The sequence below is a fragment of the Candidatus Uabimicrobium helgolandensis genome (assembly GCF_041508025.1).
Classification (GTDB): Bacteria; Planctomycetota; Uabimicrobiia; order Uabimicrobiales; family Uabimicrobiaceae; genus Uabimicrobium; species Uabimicrobium helgolandensis.
Genome location: NZ_CP165719.1, coordinates 7,317,039 through 7,335,000 on the forward strand (window position 1 = coordinate 7,317,039; position 17,962 = coordinate 7,335,000).

Consider the following 17,962-nt stretch of genomic DNA (forward strand, 5'->3'; position numbering starts at 1 on the left):
TATTTTCGCTAAGCGATGGCAAATAGATTTTGAAGTTTACAGACTTTAATCGAATGAATAATTGTGTGGATAGTAGGAAATTTGGCAGGTATTTCAAGACAGTGTTTTGTTGATTTAGCAGCTCAATCTTAATACAGTCAGCTAAAGATAAAACCAAAATGAAATAGACAAAAAATAATTCTCTTCTAGAAGCACACGCCTTTCAATAGAAAAACGCTTAAAAAAACTCTGTTCTATTTTTTTTCTTTCGTTTTAGTTTTTCCTAAAATAAATAGTAAAAATGACAAACATAACTTCGAAAAAATAGAGAATATCCTTTATTTTCAAGAACGAAATCAGGATTGGAAAAGAATTGACCTAAAGCTTTAAATGTTGACACGCTGTTCAGAGTTCGAAATTCATGCCAATAAATGTTTTCTTTATCTATCAAAACGAATAGCAGCTTTCTAACTCTTTTAAAGTCATCTGCTTGTCACTCATAAGAATCAATTACCGAAATATAATTGTGTAACGCTTCCTGTGCTAAGTTTTTACTTGGGCCTTCAATTTATTTTTATTGTAAATTTGCTAGTATTTATCGTTAATTAGTTTTAGTGGAAGCTAGACCATTCAAACAATACACGTATCAAGTCATAAATACAAATCGCAATTAAAATTACGGTAGCAACAACCACGCTTTTCAATAATAAAAAATTAAAATACATGTTCCAAGAAGAGGGGATAATTTCTTCATTCAAAAGATAACGCGAAAAATCAGAATAAGCATCCGTTAATAACACAATTCCAAAACAATGAAGCACAAAAAAAAGTAAACCACGAACTCTTGGCAACACAAGTACAGGGATTCGTTTTACTAAAAATCCATTTTCATTATAAATCCGTATTGGCCATCGAATAATCTTAGAACTCGGATTGCGATTATTTGCTTTAAAATGAATTTGTGCAATTAATGATTTAGCACCTTTAGAACGAAGCTCTTCACTTAAAACTTTACACTCTTTTGATATTTGTTTAAATTCTAATATTGTAATAGAATCTATATCGTCAACATACACATAGTTTTTTATATCTTTTTCGAGTTTTTCACATGCCGTAACAAAATCGTAGTTTTCTTTCTCTGAACTATATATTTTCATATAATAACTAGTGTGGGCAGAAATAATTATTTTCTTAAATTCGCCCAAACGAAAAAGAAAATTACAATATTTTTCATCTTTTCTTTTAATACTTATAATCATATTAAACCTTTGAGTAAATTCTCTCTAAAGTGTCTTAGAACCTTTTCATCACTATCTTTAGATCTAATTTTTGTCCAACTCAAATCTGAATATTCTAGCTCAGGAAGATCATAATTTGCCAGCTCTTTTTCCCTGCCAAACAAATAAATAGAGCCATATATATATTTCAACCAGTCATAATCTCGACTTTCTAAATCGAAGGAATAACAATGGCTTTTTTTCTTATTATTCAAAATACTAAACTCGCTGCGGTTAGGAACATCTTCATTTTTACTTCGAACACACTTAATAAAATAATTACCACGTTTATAAAAAACTTTCTTAAAGGTTTCCCAAGAAACAAGAAAACCTTTACCTCTATTGCTTTTCGAGCTAAAAAAGATATAAAACTTAGTATTACCCTTATCAAAACAAAAATAATCATTTTCAAGTGTCGACATATTACAAAAACCACAATCATTACCAATAGAATTCATAAACACATAAAGTAATTTTACTAAATTCTCTGGACATTCCTTATAATTTTGCCAAATCTTTAAAAAATGTTTATGAAGTACACTATTAAAAACATCTCTCAAAGCGATAATATGAATCGGTTCGATCTCTTCTAATGCAGAATTTTTTTCCTCTGCTTTGAGTTTTTTTTCCCCTGGTTTGAGCTTTTTTTCCTCTGCTTTAAGCTTTTTTTCCTCTACTGTAGAAATTTCAACAAAAGGCTTTGCATCATAATATTTTATATTCCATATATCTCGACAATATGCTAACCACGAACGAATATCACATATATTATTTTCTAAATACCGATCATAATATTGCTCAAATTCTTCGAGAGAAAACGGATCAAAAGGGTTACCTTTTTGGTTTCTTTTGTATAAGTATCCTCGAACAATTTCTATTGCTTGCTCTTTATTCAATTTTTTTGATATCGAAATAAAATCTTGCCCGTGAGCCAGTTTTGGTATACGCGAACTAACATGACCCGAAAATATATCAACATAATTTGAATTCAATAAATTAACATACAAAGGATTGCCTAGTGAATTATATTTTTTTATTTCGCGAATCAATTCTAAAAGCTGCGTAAAAAAAATACCTGTCGGCTTTCGAAAAGAAGCTTTATCTAAACTTTCAAATTGATCACATACTAAAACAATAGAAAAACCTAACGAACGAGCAAAATGAGTAATCTGAACAATAGAAGAAACATAATCATTGTAATCTACATCTTTTTCTAAAAAACGATTAACGAGCCAATTAATATTTGGATCTTCCATTCTTTCATCAAAAACCCTCTTTAAGATTTTCTCTTTATTACGATGTGATCCAAACTTACTTATAAATTCATTAACACAAGCATACACAGGGACAGATCTTTTCCATTTTAAAAAACCTGGCTTGTATAAAATATGGCTTTCTTCATCCTCTTCTTCGCGTACAATCTCATCATAAATTTTATAAAAAAGAATATCAATGGGTCTACACTTCAAACTATTTAGTTTACAAACAAAAAAATTATCTATCTTATTCCAAATATATTTTGTCAGCTTTTCTATTTTTATCTCTTCTACTATTTCTAAAGGAGAAATCTCGATAAAAAAACCTTTTTTTTCACTATGAAATTTACGTGCCATCGAGTAGAGCAGAAAAGTTTTGCCGCTACCTGTGTCACCAAACACATTAACAATAGGATTAGAAAATAATCCTTTCCGATACCACTCAATAGCTTTAAGAAGCTGATTTTCTTGTTTTTCTTGATACGACAACACCTTCGGAAAATCCGTACTATCATAAATACCGCTTACATCAGTATTATTAAATGGATTTTCTTTTATCTTTTCCATTATGATCTTTCTCCTTTCTTTACATAGAAATAAAGCCGTTTACGGTAAATTATATGTTGATAATCCGTAGTAAACTGTTGAGTGTGATTCCAATCTCCAAGAACTATTTGATCTTTCAATTCAAGGGACAACAAAATATCATTAAAATAACCAGGGGAAATATCAACACCTTGTTTTTTCATTTCATTGTACAAGTAAGGAATTGTCACATATTCCTGATTTATAAGTGGTAGTAGTAGTTTCCATATTTGAGATTCCATCGCTGAAAAATCATTACTTGGGTTTGATTCACTGTATTTACTCAATACTTTCTGCTTTTCTTGGGCAACATAGTCATCTATAGCACGTGATAAAAAATTGTTTTCTCTTTTGTATTCAGCAATACATGATGGTAACTCGTTATTTATAATCTGTAACTGTTTTACTTTGCTTTCCATACTTTGCGAAATAGAGTCTTTTACTTGCTTATTAAACTCATTTTGAAAATCCGCAACCTGTCCTATTACTTTTTCCAATTTACTTTCGATATTTTTGGTAAACATTGTCATTTGAGTAGAAAATTTCGTCTCTATTTTTTCGATATCTTTTACAAAAGCATTGTGAATTTTTTGTTGCTCTTTAGGTATTTCATTGAGAATACCATGAATTGTCTTATGGCAATGATTGACTTGTTGCTGCATATCATTTTGAAGATATTTCATTTCTTCAGTAAAACTACTTTTTAAATTGGCTTGTTTATTCGGTAATTCATCTATGACTTGTAGTATTTTCTCGTTTTGTTCGTTGTGATCGGCTAATAGGCTTTTGGTACCTTCAATGCTTTGTAATTCTTCCTTTTTTTTCTGTTCTTCTTCAAAGCGACAGATATCTAGTACTTCTTTGCCTTTTTCTGATAGTTCGTACAAGGAAACTATATATTCCGTAGTTTTAGCTTTACCATTTTTATTTTTTTTGCCTTCGATAATATATTTTTCTGTACGCAATAGTGACAGATACTTAAATACATTTTCTTTACGCAATTTATCAGTAGCTGTTAATTTTCCACTTGCGGTATATTTATATGCATCAATTTTATCGGCAAGTTTTTTAGGCGCACACACTACGTAGCTACCGAATGTTTCAACTTTGGTTAACAAATCGATAACAGGATCTACTTTTTTCTTTTTTGGTTTTGCTTTACTTGACATATTTTCCTCATATTAAACAAAAGAAGCAATTTCATTGATAAAATCGTTTCTTTTTTATAAAACACTTCATTTATTTAGAACACAATCCAATAATTGCGAAAACTCTACAAAAGAAATCTATTTTATGCGATATCCACCTTTCGCATTATTGATTAAAATAATGATCCACTTTGATGCGTCTTGGTAAACACATCAAAGTAAAATTTCTCACTTTAGCTAAACTTGCAACTCACAACCATTTTGTTTTTTACAAAAAAGATGCGCGAATTCTCTCCTTAAGAGAGAGGAAAGTTTGCGTAACAAGTGAGGTGAGGGCATCACATAAAGATGACATTTATTTTCACACAATTGCAGATTGCATCCTTTACTTATTACGATTTTATTGCTATTTCCGGCAAAGAAATATTGTATATCTAATCAAAAAGGTCAAATCCCACGAGAAAGATTATGTGAACAAGATCTCAGAAAGTGTATTGTTATCACGAAAGTAATAATTCTAGCATAATTTATTCAAAATTTTATGCATCGATTCCTGCTCGAGCAAGGATAACAAGGGTAATATACTATTGTAACCTTATAGTATGAGAGATTATTTTTTGTTAAACCTGCCTTTGATTGTCCTAGTTAAACCAAAACATATAAGTAAAAAAATCACCACCGAATCTCTGTGAGAGTTCGTTCCAGCGTTCGCCATCACTTATTACACCTTCTTCTACATAACGAACAACACCGGAACCGTGAATCCACATGATTAGATCCATTTTTCCTGGCTCGGTAAACAATTTGCGAATGTTAATTCCATATTTGCGATTGATCCAAAACGGCACTAGCTTTTTACCTTTTAGAATGCCTTCGATCTCTGTTAAAACCTCTAGCCAGTCATCTATGTTTTTTTGCTCGACAGTCATAAAGCTTTTCTGTTTCGGGTTGGGAACCCATTCGAAATGATCGGTGTCTTGTTCTTTTAGAATGTGCTCCCAGGTTAGTTTGCCTTCCGCTACGAACGTTTCTAAGTGGTATAAGGCCTTTAGCATGCGCTGTGGTTCTTTCACTTCAAATGAAAAACCGTGAATTAGAGCGATTACATCAACTAAATCTCTGGAAAAAGAATAGTCTACTTTATATTCACCTAATAATTTGTAATCGGCTTTAACTTTTGAAAAGAAAAGATGCCCTACTGCGTTAAATAGTTCTTCGTGGTCGTATGCTAGAAATACTTCACCTAGCGCCATAAAGATATTACAATATCCACGTAGCCAGTGAGCATCAGAGGCGTCAAAGTGAATTACGATCTCCGGGGTTTGCTTTTTCATGCTCTCTAATTCATTTTGCGGCAAGTTTATATTCAAATTAGCGAAGAAACCGAACATGGCTTCTGATAAATTTATTTCTAACTGCATGTCATTACTTTTTATTTTTTGTAAATTCATGTCAGCTTGTTCTAGTGTGTGTTTCCAGTCTTCTACAATGCCACGTAGGTCTTTGTATGTAGTTTCTTTTGCATTTGGATTAACTTCGAATGGCAACATAAAGTCTTGTCTAAATTCTCGGGCTAAATAACGGTTGCGAAGACCATGTTCATACAGTCGATCACTAAATGTCGTAAATGCTTTAAAAACTTGTAGCGCTGCCAAGCCAAACCTAGCGTTGTCGTTTTTAGCATCTTTACTTAAAAGATCCTGTAAGTATGCCTCTCCTTGTACATATTTACCTTCGGTTAGGAAATTTTGTATTTTTTCTTTATCATTTGTCTCTGCAACAATAAAGCTACAAAGAATAAGCATAATAAGATGCTTCATATTTATGTCCTTTCAAAAAATAGAAATTACTAAGCTGTTCTTCGATTACACCCAACGAATGAGCTAGGTGAAGTGCAAAACTAACGTACTTTTTGTGATAAAATGATAATGTTGCCTAGTCTAGTAGACAAGTCTGCAATCGACATTTGTCCTTTTTAGTGCTTAAGATCATTAGCAATTTACAATAACTATTCATAGGTTATCTTTCACAAATGCTTTCTAACAAATTGTACACGGAGAAACTTCGCCATCTACAATTTGCTAGAAATAAACTCTAAGCATTTCTAGCGAAAATCACCATCAACATCATCTATATTCGTAAAATGTCTTCTTATTTTGTCACTAGTACCATTCTGAGTAAAATTGTGATACCCTTTTGATCGATTCACACTCCCAGGAGACACAGAAAAACTTCCGCCTCGACTCAAGTTAAAAGACAACCTATAACTCCACCGTTCGCGTTCAAAAACTTCACTGTCATAGTTAACAACATAACTTCCATCTCTATAAATAGAGACATCTACGCTACTTAGATGAACGATTTTTTTACTTTCATGAGAGAAATGAGTATTGCTTCCAAGATTGAAATTTTTCTCTTTAATAAGTTCTTTGACAACAAAATAAGCACTATCATTCACATCACCAACAGCCACAACGACTTTATATCTTCCTGGTTGATTTCCAGCAGTGTACTCTCCACTTCCTGTAATTCTACCTCCTCCAGCTCGCCACTTACCGTCAAATCTCATTTTCTTCCCTACTTGATCGTATGCCACAGCGCCAAATTCATACGAATCTCCTGAATATAGATAATCAGGAACATCTGTAAGTTTAATTGTCGTTACTACACGCATAACCTCGTAATACATTCCGACGCGAACGTCAGAACCAACGCCTGCAACAAATATTTCATAAGTACCAGGTTCATGCCCGGGCGTAAGGTTACCATTGGAATCAACTTCTCCTCCTGTTACTGACCACTCTACAGGAAAATCAATTTCGCGGCGATTGCGATCATAACAAACAGCTCTATATTGAAAACTCTCTCCTGGGCGTAAACTTTCTTTTGTTCCGTACAAATCAATTACTGCAAGGAGTGGTTTTATACTAACAAAAGAAGAAACACTTTTTCCACTAACACGGTCACGTAATACAATTTTATGTTGTCCATAATCACTACCAGCAATGAAATTTCCATAAGCATCAATTGTTCCCGCATCCGTTTCCCACTCAGGTTCAATCTCGAAATGATTTCCAAATTGATCATAGGCCGATATAATAATACTATACGACTCTCCACTGTGACATGTACTAGGTAATTGACTAATAGAGAATCGGTCCAAACGAGGCTTTTCCTTTACATTTACATATACATTAGCATTAAGTTGCGTTTTAATATCAGTACAACGCAACCAACATGTAGGCTGATTGATATCATCAACAGTAAGCTTTACTTTATTATTGTGAATTTTTTCTATTGTGCCAGCATTTGTCTCCCATTTGGCAGTAAAATCAATCTCTTTACCACTACTGCTGTATGCTTTCGCAGTGAAAACTTGCGAATCATTTTCTTCTAAATGAATGCTAGCATTGGGTGATAGTTCTATTCTAGTCACTTGGTCTTGTACAATATTCCTTTGTTTGCTCTCCGTTTTACCTAAAGCGATATGTTCTTTATTTTTATTAACCTCAAAAGAAGATTTGTCCTCCATTTCACTGAGCATCTTTTCTTCAACATCTTTTTCTTCAACTACCTTTTCGTCTATAATATCTTTTTCTACAACTTCTCTAAAATTCTTTTCCTCAGAAGCATCTTGTTCCTTTTTTTCGGCAATATCACTCTCTATTTCATCTATGCTTGAAGAATATACACCGTGAAGAACTAAAGCTGTAAATATACAGATCCAAAACATACCTAAAAAATATAAAAAATAAGAACTTTTTTTCATTTGTAATCATCCTTCTTATTGAGCAAATCTCAAAAGTGTGCATTTTAATCAACATAGAATCAGAATACAGAGGTAGGTTATAATTACTGATTATATTGATACCCAACTATCCCAAAATTAAGTTATAAATTTGTAACTTATTCAAATTCCAACGACAACTAAAATTTTTTGCTATAGACACTATAAAAACTTTGAATAGAAATATATCCAAAGACTAGGGCGTGTCATCATTCAATACAGATAAAAATATAACGGATTCATTTAATGATACGCCAGTAGTATTGAGCCTGAGCCCGTTTGCGAGCCCGCGCCCGAAAACTTTTTGAGAGCGACAGAAAGTGATTTATTGGTTCAATACTAGTTTTTGCGATGGAAAAAGAAACTTTGCTTCTTTGATAAATTGTTAGTGAAAGTTTCGCAAACGGGCTCGGGCTCGAAAAAACACACAATATTTTGAATGATGACACGCCCTAATGTTTCCATTATAATAGACGAATAAAAAACCAATTCAATTCAAAAATATTTTGCACTTTATAAAATAAAAACCAATATGCCGTAAATTTCCTCAAAATAAAAGAAAGCTATAAAAAAGATGTCAAATACAATGCGCAAAAAAATTCTGTTGGTTGTAACAATATTTTTTTTGGGATTTTTTGCTATAGAAGCTCTACTTCGCATAGTAAAAACACAACTATCAACAAAAACTGCACAAAAAACATCGAGTGCTTTTGTTTTTCATCCCCACTATATTATAACTTTAAAAAAAAATCACCAAAAAGAGTTTGTGCACAATAACATAAATGGTGGCAAAGTAATTACTTGGAAAACAAATGCACATGGCTTTAGAGGAAAAGAACTACAGAAAAATCCATATCGTAGAATTGTTGTATATGGTGATTCAAACATCCAAGCGCGTTTTTCTTCTTTAAAAGACACTTTCACTCAGCAATTGCAAACATTGTTATCGAATAATCAACAACAAATCGAAATTATCAATGCTGGAATCGTTGGTGCTGGTCCTGATCAATATTTATTGCGTTTACAAGAACAATATCAACTATTACAACAACATCTCACTATTTTTGCTGTTTTTGCAGACAATGACCTCGGCGACATCTTACGCAATCGGCTATTTTTTATTGAAAAAGATACGTTAAAGAAAACTTCATTTCCCGTAATTTCGGATGAAAAACTTACGACCTACAGATCAATAATACAACGTTCTCAAAGTAACTTTCTCACAATAAGAACTATAGATAAAATAATAAAGAAATATAGTGATTCATCGCAAAAAATCATACAAACTCTACAAGTATACTGCAAACAAGACTATGAGCTTTATCTACAAAAAAAGCCGCGAAAAGTACTACACATTAATGACTACTACGATATAGATATTGCATTAAATCCAAAGCAGGCATCTGCTATATTAAAAATAAAGCTTTTAGAAAAAATACTTTATAGGGCGCAAAATTTTTGCCACAATCGTAACAGTAAATTCTTAGTCATTATCCTACCATCAGTTATTGACCTAACAAAAAACGGGCGCTGGTCTTACGCGGATTTAAAAAAAGTATCGCCAACTTATAAGTCAAATAATATTAGCCAGGCGATCGAAAATGTTTGCAAAAACATAAAAATTCCCTACATAAATTTTTTCAAAGCAATGTCCAAAAACAACCCAAGTACATTGTTTTTTATTCGAGATGGTCATTGGAACAACGCAGGCCAAAAACTAGCTGCTGAACAAACGAAATCTTATATAAACAAAAAGAATTGGCTCAAATAAAATATAGGTTAAATGATGTTAAATTATAATAAAATAAAAATACAATGCCCATGTTGTAATAAAGAGCACAAGCTAATTATTTATGGACAACAAGATAATATTTTTGAATGTCCAGCCACAAAAAATCACTTTCAAGCAAAAGGTGACAGCTATCAAATTTGCACTATAGATACTGAGATCAGTAAGTCCATTTCAGATGGATTACTACCACTAAATAATTTTTTACCAAAAAACTGTAGCAACTCAACAACAAATGATGACAATATTAAGACTGCAAAGGACTCTGGTTCTACAATACAAAAAGAAGATCTTGAAAATTTGGTAGGAATTGTTGGTAGATACCAATTGCAAGAAAAAATAGGCGAAGGAGGATTTGGAATTGTATTTAAAGGTTATGATCCCGTTCTACGACGTACCTTAGCTATAAAAGCAAGTAGATACTCTATTGATAAAACCAACTACGAATCTTTTAGACGCGAAGCAGAACTACTTGCTAGACTAGATCATCCGAATATAATTAACACTTACGATTTTGGCCTTAGCGACAATCAAATATGTTATATAATCAGCGAATTCATAAATGGTACTAACATTTGTTCTTATATGGAGAACTTAGAAAAACAAGATGGTGAAAGAAACTTCATGACTATTGGTAAATGCTTTAGAGATCTTGCTTCGGCACTATTTGAAATGCATAAAAATAGTATATATCACCAAGATATAAAACCTGATAATATCCTTGTTTCTACAGAAACAGGCATCCCAAAACTGTGTGACTTCGGACTGGCAAAAGAGGGATCAGTAACATTTTATAAATTTTTTGGCAGCTATGAATATGCTGCTCCTGAAAAATTTGAAGAACAATTTAAGGCCACTGCACAATCGGATATATTTTCTTTTGGAGCAGTCCTTTATGAAATTCTAACAGGAAGAAAAGCCTTTGGTGGCAGTAATATGGGCATTATTATAAACAATGTAATAAACAAAGAAATCACTTTCAAAAAAAGCGACCAGGTGGACTCTGATCTTCAAAAAATATGTTTAAAATGTTTGATGAAAAACCCCCAGCAGAGATATTTGAATGCGAAAGACTTGCTTTTCGATTTAATGAACTATGTAAGTCGTAAAGATGTAGGGAACTGCCCGTTATTGTTTTTCGTGTGCGATGCCGGACCAAAGAATCTAATATTTAGTATCAACGATCGTTATTACTCCATAGGGAGAGCATTATCAAACCATTTAGTGATCACTGAGAAAGGTGTTTCGAGACTGCACGCTGTTATCTATAAAGACGGAAGTGATTTTTTTCTCGAAAACTTAAGTAAAACTAGTCATACTGCTATTAATGGTAAAAAAGTCAAAAACAAAATAAAGCTAAAAGCCAACGACATAATAGAAATAGCAGACTCTAAATTAAAATATGTGCCTAATAAAAATTGCCTTTATTCTGATGAAAAACCTAAATCAAGCCCTAAAAAAGAAGATGATGTAATTATAATTGACAGTCCAGCCACCTTTGATATAGGAGACACAAAAGCCACTCCTAACCCTTTATTAACAAGACAAAAAAACAAACGTAAGAGTAAGTAATCATCTTCAAAAAAGTAATTCCAAATACAGAGCTTTATTTTCTAGCGAGGCGTAACGAAACGCAACTGTAACAGAGGTCCACAAAACTAGAGAATAAAAAACAAAATTCAAATAGTTATATCAAATTCAAAAATCTACTTTCCACTTCTACACTAAAACAACGGAGAAAATATGAAAACGCAATCTATTTCCTTAGTTGCAGTTGTTGTTAGAGACTATGACGAAGCAATACAATTTTATATCGACAAGTTAGGGTTTGAATTAAAAGAAGATACATATATAAAAGCCCAAGACAAACGTTGGGTAGTCGTTTCTCCCCCTGGATCATCAGCAAAAGTGCTACTTGCTCGAGCAGTAGGAGATGAACAAAGTTCGCGTATTGGAAATCAAACTGGCGGGCGCGTTTTTTTGTTTTTGCAAACAGATGACTTTTGGCGAGACTTCAACGAATACAAAAATAAAGGGGTAATCTTTATTCGCGATCCAAAAGAAGAAACATATGGAACAGTCGCTGTTTTTGAGGATTTATATGGAAACTTATGGGATTTAATTCAATTCACAAACAAAGAATAAAACAATAGTATAAAATACAATTCTAATTATCAAGCATTGAATCCTAGCTCATCCTAGTAATAATGCTTACTTTATTTGATTAAAAACTTTGAAATCAGGCTCGGGCTCGAAAAAACATTTTGAATGATGACAAGCCCTAGTATGATTATTCACAATTTCTTTTATTGACGGGGTTTGTAAATGTTGAAACGCACAATTTTTATATTGTTCTGTACTATACCAATGATCATCGCACAAAATCAAGTAGATATATCAGCAGATGGTCGAGTTCTATCTAATCCAATTGTCAATCTCAAAACAATTGTCAATAAAACTACAGTTCCCTTTGGTGATCAACCTGATTGGCAAAATAACTTGAGATATCAAGTTGGTGGCTTGGGTCTTGCTGATATTAATAACGACGGTCGTTTAGACATCGTTGTTGGTTGCTACAAATCGATGAGTTATCCTCCTTATAAAGACTCACGTAACTTCATTCACTTCAATAGTGAAAATGGTCTTGAACAAAAACCTTCCTGGTTTTCAGAAGACGCTAATTCTACAGGAGCAATCCAAATAGGAGATATTAATAAAGATGGCTATCTCGATGTTTTTTCTGGTAACGGATTGAGAACTTCTTCTGTTATTTACTTCGGATCTAAAGATGGTTTAGAAACAAAAGCGAGCTGGAGTTCTAAAGAAAAAAGGGGTGCTTGGACAACAAACGCTCTACTAGTTGACTTAGATAAAGATGGTTGGCTTGAATTAATAACCACTAATCAAGGTTTTCACAAAGATGATCCATATCGCCCAATACATATCTTCAAAAATAGCCAAGGCACTCTAGAGCAGATTCCTAGTTGGGCCTCTGACGATTCTATTCAAAACGGTATTTCTGTTGGTGATATTGATGGCGATGGTTGGTTGGACATTGCCATTGCAAAGTGGTTCAATTTTGAAAGTTGCATCTATAAAAATAATAATGGCACAATAGAAAAAAAACCAATGTGGACAACAGGCGTTTCTAGCTCGGACAAAAGCATTGTTTGTTGTGATATAGACAATGATAAACAACCAGATATCGTCTTAGGAACTGCCCCAACTCATTTGTATAATAATGATAAAAGCAATTTTAAAGTGAGCTGGAAATCAGGTGCAAAATCTTTTGGTCATTCAGCAGTACAGGTATGCGATATTGATCAAGATGGCGATATGGATGTCGCTGAAATTCACTTTACTGGTGGTTTAGTCAACATATATCTTAATAATAATGGTCAACTAGATGCTATTCCATCTTGGCAATATAACTGTGATGGTAGTGGTACCGAAATCGCATTCGGTGATATTAACGGTGATAATCGTCCAGATTTAATTGTTGGTAATTCCGGGCAGCCATCTATCATGGTATTTTATAACAAAAAGTAGGACAAAAATCTTAGTCAATCAGTTTTCACAGTGGTTAATTATTCTAGCCGTTCCTATTAAAACGCAAAAATCTAAAAAGACCTAAGACGATCACCGAACAGTGTTGTGATCGATTACCGCTAGAGAGTTGCACTCTAGAGGACAAGTAAGAGGACAAATTCGTTTAAAAAGGAAGATGCCGAGAGCAAAAAAGAAGCTCAACTTGTCGTTCTCTGTCAGAGACGGCGAGTTTGAGAAAAGCTTTCCAGGGTTTCCAGACGTAACAATGTCTATCCACAGGTAAACATCGGGCGGTTCTGGTGGGAAAGCGTTCCGAAAAATTTTGTGCGCGGCGAGCAATAACAAGGCTTGCGGCAAGATGTGTGCTGATTCCAAAGAAATGTGTAAATTTATAACGACCAATAACACTGGTGAAGGCTGGATTTACTTCGATAATTTTGACACCGTTTTTCATAGCTTGACTTTTGATGAGTTCAGCAAATTTACTATAGGCAAAGGAAGAGATCATTCTTTTATATTTTGTATTTGACGACGAGATCAAGTTACTTTTCTTTTTTGAGAAATCTAGTTTTTCAATAGCAACAGGTTTTTGTTCTTTCACAGCACGTGAAATAATCTGTTTGCAAGCTTCAGCAAGAGTTGCAGTCACTTGATGACAAGTGCGATCTTGAATGAAAGTATGTATTTTTTGATGATGGACCAAGTTACCATGCCTGTTTGTTTCAGCAACGGCTATATGAGAATGATTTAAGTCAACACCGATAGCTCCGAGATTTTTGTTGGTGATTATGTCGACTTTTTTGTATTTTGTGGTTACAAACAAATACCAATTTTCTTTCTTGCGCACAAAACGGTAGTTCATTGCTTGGTTTTTTTGTAATGCGTAGAAAATAATATCTTGTTTGTAGCTAAACTCTACTGTTACATCAACATGGCTTCCAAACTCTTTTTCTAAAGCAGGAATTACTCTCACCTTTAGTTTATTTCCAACCATCTGACAGTTTTGATTGCCGAATTTCTCATCCTTCGATCCGATAAAGAATATTCTATTATTGCGTTGTTTTCTAAAAGCCTCTCGCCACTCCTGATGGTTTTCGTAGCTATTTTCTTCTAGATGAAACTGCTTTTTGAATAGTTTTCTACCTCCAAGACAGATTCCTTTGGGCAATTCTTGTGTCAGACTCAATTCTTGATGGGAGAACAGCTGGGTGTACCAACAGGAGGACATCATAAACCATTGTAATTTCTATTTCTCAGAGTTAGCTACGTATTAATGTTCCAGAGTACTAGGCGTAGTTAGATTAATTAACGACAAAACCCAAATTAGTATAAAGCTATACAAATAGCGTTCTATATGCCTAAATGAGAATATATATTACTTATATTATTTAAAAATGAATTGGAGATTAAATTAACATAAAAAAAAGTTTAAATTTATGTATAAACTTTATTAAGAAATGATGAAGCTTAAGACAAAAGCTTCATCATTTCGGTCTCAGTGAGACTCAGAATTAGAGAATTAGTGTAAGACTCAATTTGGCAATTTGGTTGGTTAATTTGAAAGTCCAAGATAAACGCTGGGTAGTTGTTTCTCTTCCTCGATCATCAGCAAAAGTATTACTAGCTCGAGCTGTAGGAGATGAACAAAGTTCACACATTGGAAATCAAACCAGAGAATTAGTGTTAGTAGCTCGAGCTGTAGGAGATGAACAAAGTTCGCACATTGGAAATCAAACCGGACTCAGAATTCGTGTCAGACTCAGAATTCGTGTTAGACTCAGAATTCGTGTCAGACTCAGAATTCGTGTCAGCCTCAGAATTCGTGTCAGACTCAGAATTCGTGTTAGACTCAGAATTCGTGTCAGACTCAGAATTCGTGTCAGCCTCAGAATTCGTGTCAGACTCAGAATTCGTGTCAGCCTCAGAATTCGTGTCAGACTCAGAATTCGTGTCAGACTCAGAATTCGTGTCAGACTCAGAATTCGTGTAGAATTCGTGTCAGACTCAGAATTCGTGTCAGACTCAGAATTCGTGTTCAGAATTCGTGTCAGACTCAGAATTCGTGTTCAGAATTCGTGTCAGACTCAAGACTCAGAATTCATGTCAGGCTCAGAATTCGTGTCAGACTCAGAATTCGTGTTCAGAATTCGCTGACAATATTTTGAATGATGACACGCCCTACTATAAAACATAGAACTGTATAAGTCTTAGTTTCATAGAAGAAGACTCAATTTTTATTTGTATACCAATTAACTTTATCTTCGAGAAAAATATCCCTGCTTGGTTGAATTCCAGGATCAGTATCTAAAGTCCCTGCCGCGACCCAAATAAGACGAGGATTTCTTTGCCAAAATAAATTAGATCCACACTTACAACAAAAATAACGTGTAACTTCTTTTGAGGATGCAAATGATTGTAAATTAACTTCGCTAACAATAGAACAGAGTTTCCTCTCTACTGCTATCCAAGTAGAAAACGCTGTACCTTGAGATTTACGGCACATAGAGCAATGACAATTTAACATATCTAACAACGTTCCTACTACTTGATAACTAATTTTACCGCATAAACATCGACCTTGAATATTCATTTGTTCCTCAAATTATTTAGAGTCCTAAGATGAAAAAATAGGTTTAGTGTATAAAAATAGACATAAAAAAACCCTGACAGAGAATAAACTCTATCAGGGTTTTAGTAAATCGAATCCGGCGGCGACTTACTCTCTCACCGTGAGGCAATACCATCAGCGTGAAAAGCTTAACGGCCGTGTTCGGGAAGGGAACGGGTGTGACCTTTTCACTATGACCGCCGAATATAAAATTTTAACGTGTCTTGACAAATCAAGAGAGGAGAAAGAAAAGAAGAACAAAGAAGCAAAGAGGAGTATAGAGAGATAAGTCGAACGGGATATTAGTACTGGTTAGCTGAGTATATCGCTATACTTACACATCCAGCCTATCAACCAGGTAGTCTTCCTGGACCCTTCGGGGAGATCTCGTCTTGAAGAAGGCTTCGCGCTTATATGCTTTCAGCGCTTATCCTTTCCGAACGTAGCTACCCAGCTATGCCACTGGCGTGACAACTGGAACACCATAGGTTCGTCCGCCCCAATCCTCTCGTACTAAGGGCAAACCTTCTCAAATCTCCTACACCCACAGCAGATAGGGACCGACCTGTCTCACGACGGTCTAAACCCAGCTCGCGTACCGCTTTAATTGGCGAACAGCCAAACCCTTGGGACCTTCTTCAGCCCCAGGATGCGATGAGCCGACATCGAGGTGCCAAACCGCCTCGTCGATATGAACTCTTGGAGGCGATAAGCCTGTTATCCCCGGAGTACCTTTTATCTGTTGAGCGATGGCCCTTCCACTCGGGACCACCGGATCACTAAGTCCTGCTTTCACACCTGCTCGACTTATATGTCTCGCAGTCAACTACTCTTCTACCTTTACGCTCTACATACGATTGCCAACCGTATTGAGAGTAGCTTTGAACTCCTCCGTTACCTTTTAGGAGGAGACCGCCCCAGCCAAACTGCCCACAAAGCACTGTTCTGGTACCGGATCTACGGACACCAGTTAGAATTCTAGTATAACAAGGGTGGTATTTCACTTGCGGCTCCACAAAGACTTGCGTCTCCATCTCAAAGCCTCCCACCTATCCTACACAAGCTATACCAAAACCCAATACCATGCTGCAGTAAAGGTTCACGGGGTCTTTCCGTCTTGCTGCGGGTAAGCGGCATCTTCACCGCTACTACAGTTTCACCGAGTCCTCTGTTGAGACAGTGCCCAAGTCGTTACGCCATTCGTGCAGGTCGGAACTTACCCGACAAGGAACTTCGCTACCTTAGGACCGTCATAGTTACGGCCGCCGTTAACCGGGGCTTTAGTTCAGAGCTTCGCAAAAGCTAACCCCTCCCTTTAACCTTCCGGCACTGAGCAGGCGTCAGTCTCTATACATCGACTTTAAGTCTTAGCAGAGACCTGTGTTTTTAGTAAACAGTCGCCCGGGCCTTTTCACTGCGCCCCCCAAAAGCTCCAGATGTACATCTTTCACCATCAGGGGTACCCCTTCTCCCAAAGTTACGGGGTCAATTTGCCGAGTTCCTTAACAGAGGTTATCTCGAGCGCCTTAGGATTCTCTCCTCACCTACCTGTGTCAGTTTTAGTACGGTCACTTATATAACTCGCTTACGAGGCTTTTCTTGGAAGCATGGCATCGGTTACTACAGACTATTGTCCCCCATCGCATCTCAGGATTAACAAGATTCCGGATTTTCCTAGAATCTCTCCCTACTTGCTTGGCCCCGCTCGACCATCCACGAGGTTAACCTAGCCTCCTTCGTCCCCCCGTTGCTCACAGGCGAACCCATTGCTACATAAGTGGTACAGGAATATTAACCTGTTATCCATCGACTACGCCTTTCGGCCTCGCCTTAGGTACCGACTAACCCTGGGCGGATTTGCCTTCCCCAGGAAACCTTAGGTTTTCGGCGAATGAGATTTTCACTCATTTTATCGTTACTCGTTCCGGCATAATCACTTCCATATTGTCCAGCAGTCCTTACGGTCTGCCTTCAATCCTAATTA

At 35.2% G+C, this 17,962-nt stretch carries 11 protein-coding genes and 2 rRNA genes (1 of these 13 running past the window's edge); 4 read left to right on the forward strand and 9 right to left on the reverse strand.

Annotation, left to right across the window (positions count from 1 at the left end):
- Positions 1-590 precede the first annotated feature (590 nt).
- From UABHE_RS27085 to UABHE_RS27105, 5 genes are all read right to left on the reverse strand, one after another.
- Complete coding sequence (locus UABHE_RS27085; protein WP_372366435.1) at positions 591-1,238, reverse strand: hypothetical protein; 648 nt, start codon at positions 1,236-1,238, stop codon at positions 591-593.
- On the reverse strand, positions 1,235-3,079 hold the full coding sequence (locus UABHE_RS27090; RefSeq protein WP_372366436.1) for a hypothetical protein: 1,845 nt from the start codon (positions 3,077-3,079) through the stop codon (positions 1,235-1,237). The genes UABHE_RS27085 and UABHE_RS27090 overlap by 4 nt, the downstream gene beginning before the upstream one ends.
- The gene (locus UABHE_RS27095) at positions 3,079-4,266 is read right to left on the reverse strand and encodes a hypothetical protein (protein ID WP_372366437.1); all 1,188 of its coding nucleotides are present in this window, start codon (positions 4,264-4,266) and stop codon (positions 3,079-3,081) included. The genes UABHE_RS27090 and UABHE_RS27095 overlap by 1 nt, the downstream gene beginning before the upstream one ends.
- 620 nt (positions 4,267-4,886) lie before the next feature.
- A complete protein-coding gene (locus tag UABHE_RS27100; RefSeq protein WP_372366438.1) occupies positions 4,887-6,065 on the reverse strand; it encodes a hypothetical protein in 1,179 nt (392 codons plus the stop codon).
- Positions 6,066-6,349: 284 nt separating this feature from the next.
- A complete protein-coding gene (locus UABHE_RS27105; protein WP_372366439.1) occupies positions 6,350-8,014 on the reverse strand; it encodes a hypothetical protein in 1,665 nt (554 codons plus the stop codon).
- Between the two features lie 604 nt (positions 8,015-8,618).
- Between UABHE_RS27105 and UABHE_RS27110 the strand changes: the two genes are divergently transcribed.
- The 4 genes from UABHE_RS27110 to UABHE_RS27125 all read left to right on the forward strand — a co-directional run bounded on the left by UABHE_RS27110 (position 8,619) and on the right by UABHE_RS27125 (position 13,370).
- Entirely contained in the window at positions 8,619-9,803 is a 1,185-nt protein-coding gene (locus UABHE_RS27110) for a hypothetical protein (RefSeq protein ID WP_372366440.1), read from the forward strand.
- A 12-nt stretch (positions 9,804-9,815) separates the two neighbouring features.
- Positions 9,816-11,393: an FHA domain-containing serine/threonine-protein kinase gene (locus UABHE_RS27115; protein WP_372366441.1), complete on the forward strand. Its 1,578-nt coding sequence runs from the start codon at positions 9,816-9,818 to the stop codon at positions 11,391-11,393.
- Positions 11,394-11,564: 171 nt separating this feature from the next.
- Positions 11,565-11,966, forward strand: coding sequence for a VOC family protein (locus tag UABHE_RS27120; protein WP_372366442.1), 402 nt, complete (start codon positions 11,565-11,567; stop codon positions 11,964-11,966).
- Between the two features lie 180 nt (positions 11,967-12,146).
- Positions 12,147-13,370 (forward strand): FG-GAP repeat domain-containing protein, encoded by a 1,224-nt coding sequence (locus UABHE_RS27125; RefSeq protein ID WP_372366444.1) that lies wholly within the window; start codon positions 12,147-12,149, stop codon positions 13,368-13,370.
- 163 nt (positions 13,371-13,533) lie between these two features.
- On the opposite strand, the gene UABHE_RS27130 is transcribed toward UABHE_RS27125, so the two are convergent.
- The 4 genes from UABHE_RS27130 to UABHE_RS27145 form a co-directional block, all read right to left on the reverse strand.
- Positions 13,534-14,538 (reverse strand): IS200/IS605 family accessory protein TnpB-related protein, encoded by a 1,005-nt coding sequence (locus UABHE_RS27130; RefSeq protein ID WP_372366446.1) that lies wholly within the window; start codon positions 14,536-14,538, stop codon positions 13,534-13,536.
- Between the two features lie 1,059 nt (positions 14,539-15,597).
- Entirely contained in the window at positions 15,598-15,960 is a 363-nt protein-coding gene (locus UABHE_RS27135) for a GFA family protein (RefSeq protein WP_372366447.1), read from the reverse strand.
- 113 nt (positions 15,961-16,073) lie between these two features.
- A 5S ribosomal RNA gene (gene rrf, locus UABHE_RS27140) occupies positions 16,074-16,183 on the reverse strand.
- A gap of 76 nt (positions 16,184-16,259) precedes the next feature.
- Positions 16,260-17,962: ribosomal RNA gene (locus UABHE_RS27145) — 23S ribosomal RNA — on the reverse strand; it runs 1,343 nt beyond the window's last position.

Excerpts from the sequence above, each read along its gene's own strand:
- UABHE_RS27085 (WP_372366435.1), bottom strand. The coding sequence starts at position 1,238 with ATGATTATAAGTATTAAAAGAAAAGATGAAAAATATTGTAATTTTCTT.
- UABHE_RS27090 (WP_372366436.1), bottom strand. The coding sequence starts at position 3,079 with ATGGAAAAGATAAAAGAAAATCCATTTAATAATACTGATGTAAGCGGT.
- UABHE_RS27095 (WP_372366437.1), bottom strand. The coding sequence starts at position 4,266 with ATGTCAAGTAAAGCAAAACCAAAAAAGAAAAAAGTAGATCCTGTTATC.
- UABHE_RS27100 (WP_372366438.1), bottom strand. The coding sequence starts at position 6,065 with ATGAAGCATCTTATTATGCTTATTCTTTGTAGCTTTATTGTTGCAGAG.
- UABHE_RS27105 (WP_372366439.1), bottom strand. The coding sequence starts at position 8,014 with ATGAAAAAAAGTTCTTATTTTTTATATTTTTTAGGTATGTTTTGGATC.
- UABHE_RS27110 (WP_372366440.1), top strand. The coding sequence starts at position 8,619 with ATGCGCAAAAAAATTCTGTTGGTTGTAACAATATTTTTTTTGGGATTT.
- UABHE_RS27115 (WP_372366441.1), top strand. The coding sequence starts at position 9,816 with ATGATGTTAAATTATAATAAAATAAAAATACAATGCCCATGTTGTAAT.
- UABHE_RS27120 (WP_372366442.1), top strand. The coding sequence starts at position 11,565 with ATGAAAACGCAATCTATTTCCTTAGTTGCAGTTGTTGTTAGAGACTAT.
- UABHE_RS27125 (WP_372366444.1), top strand. The coding sequence starts at position 12,147 with ATGTTGAAACGCACAATTTTTATATTGTTCTGTACTATACCAATGATC.
- UABHE_RS27135 (WP_372366447.1), bottom strand. The coding sequence starts at position 15,960 with ATGAATATTCAAGGTCGATGTTTATGCGGTAAAATTAGTTATCAAGTA.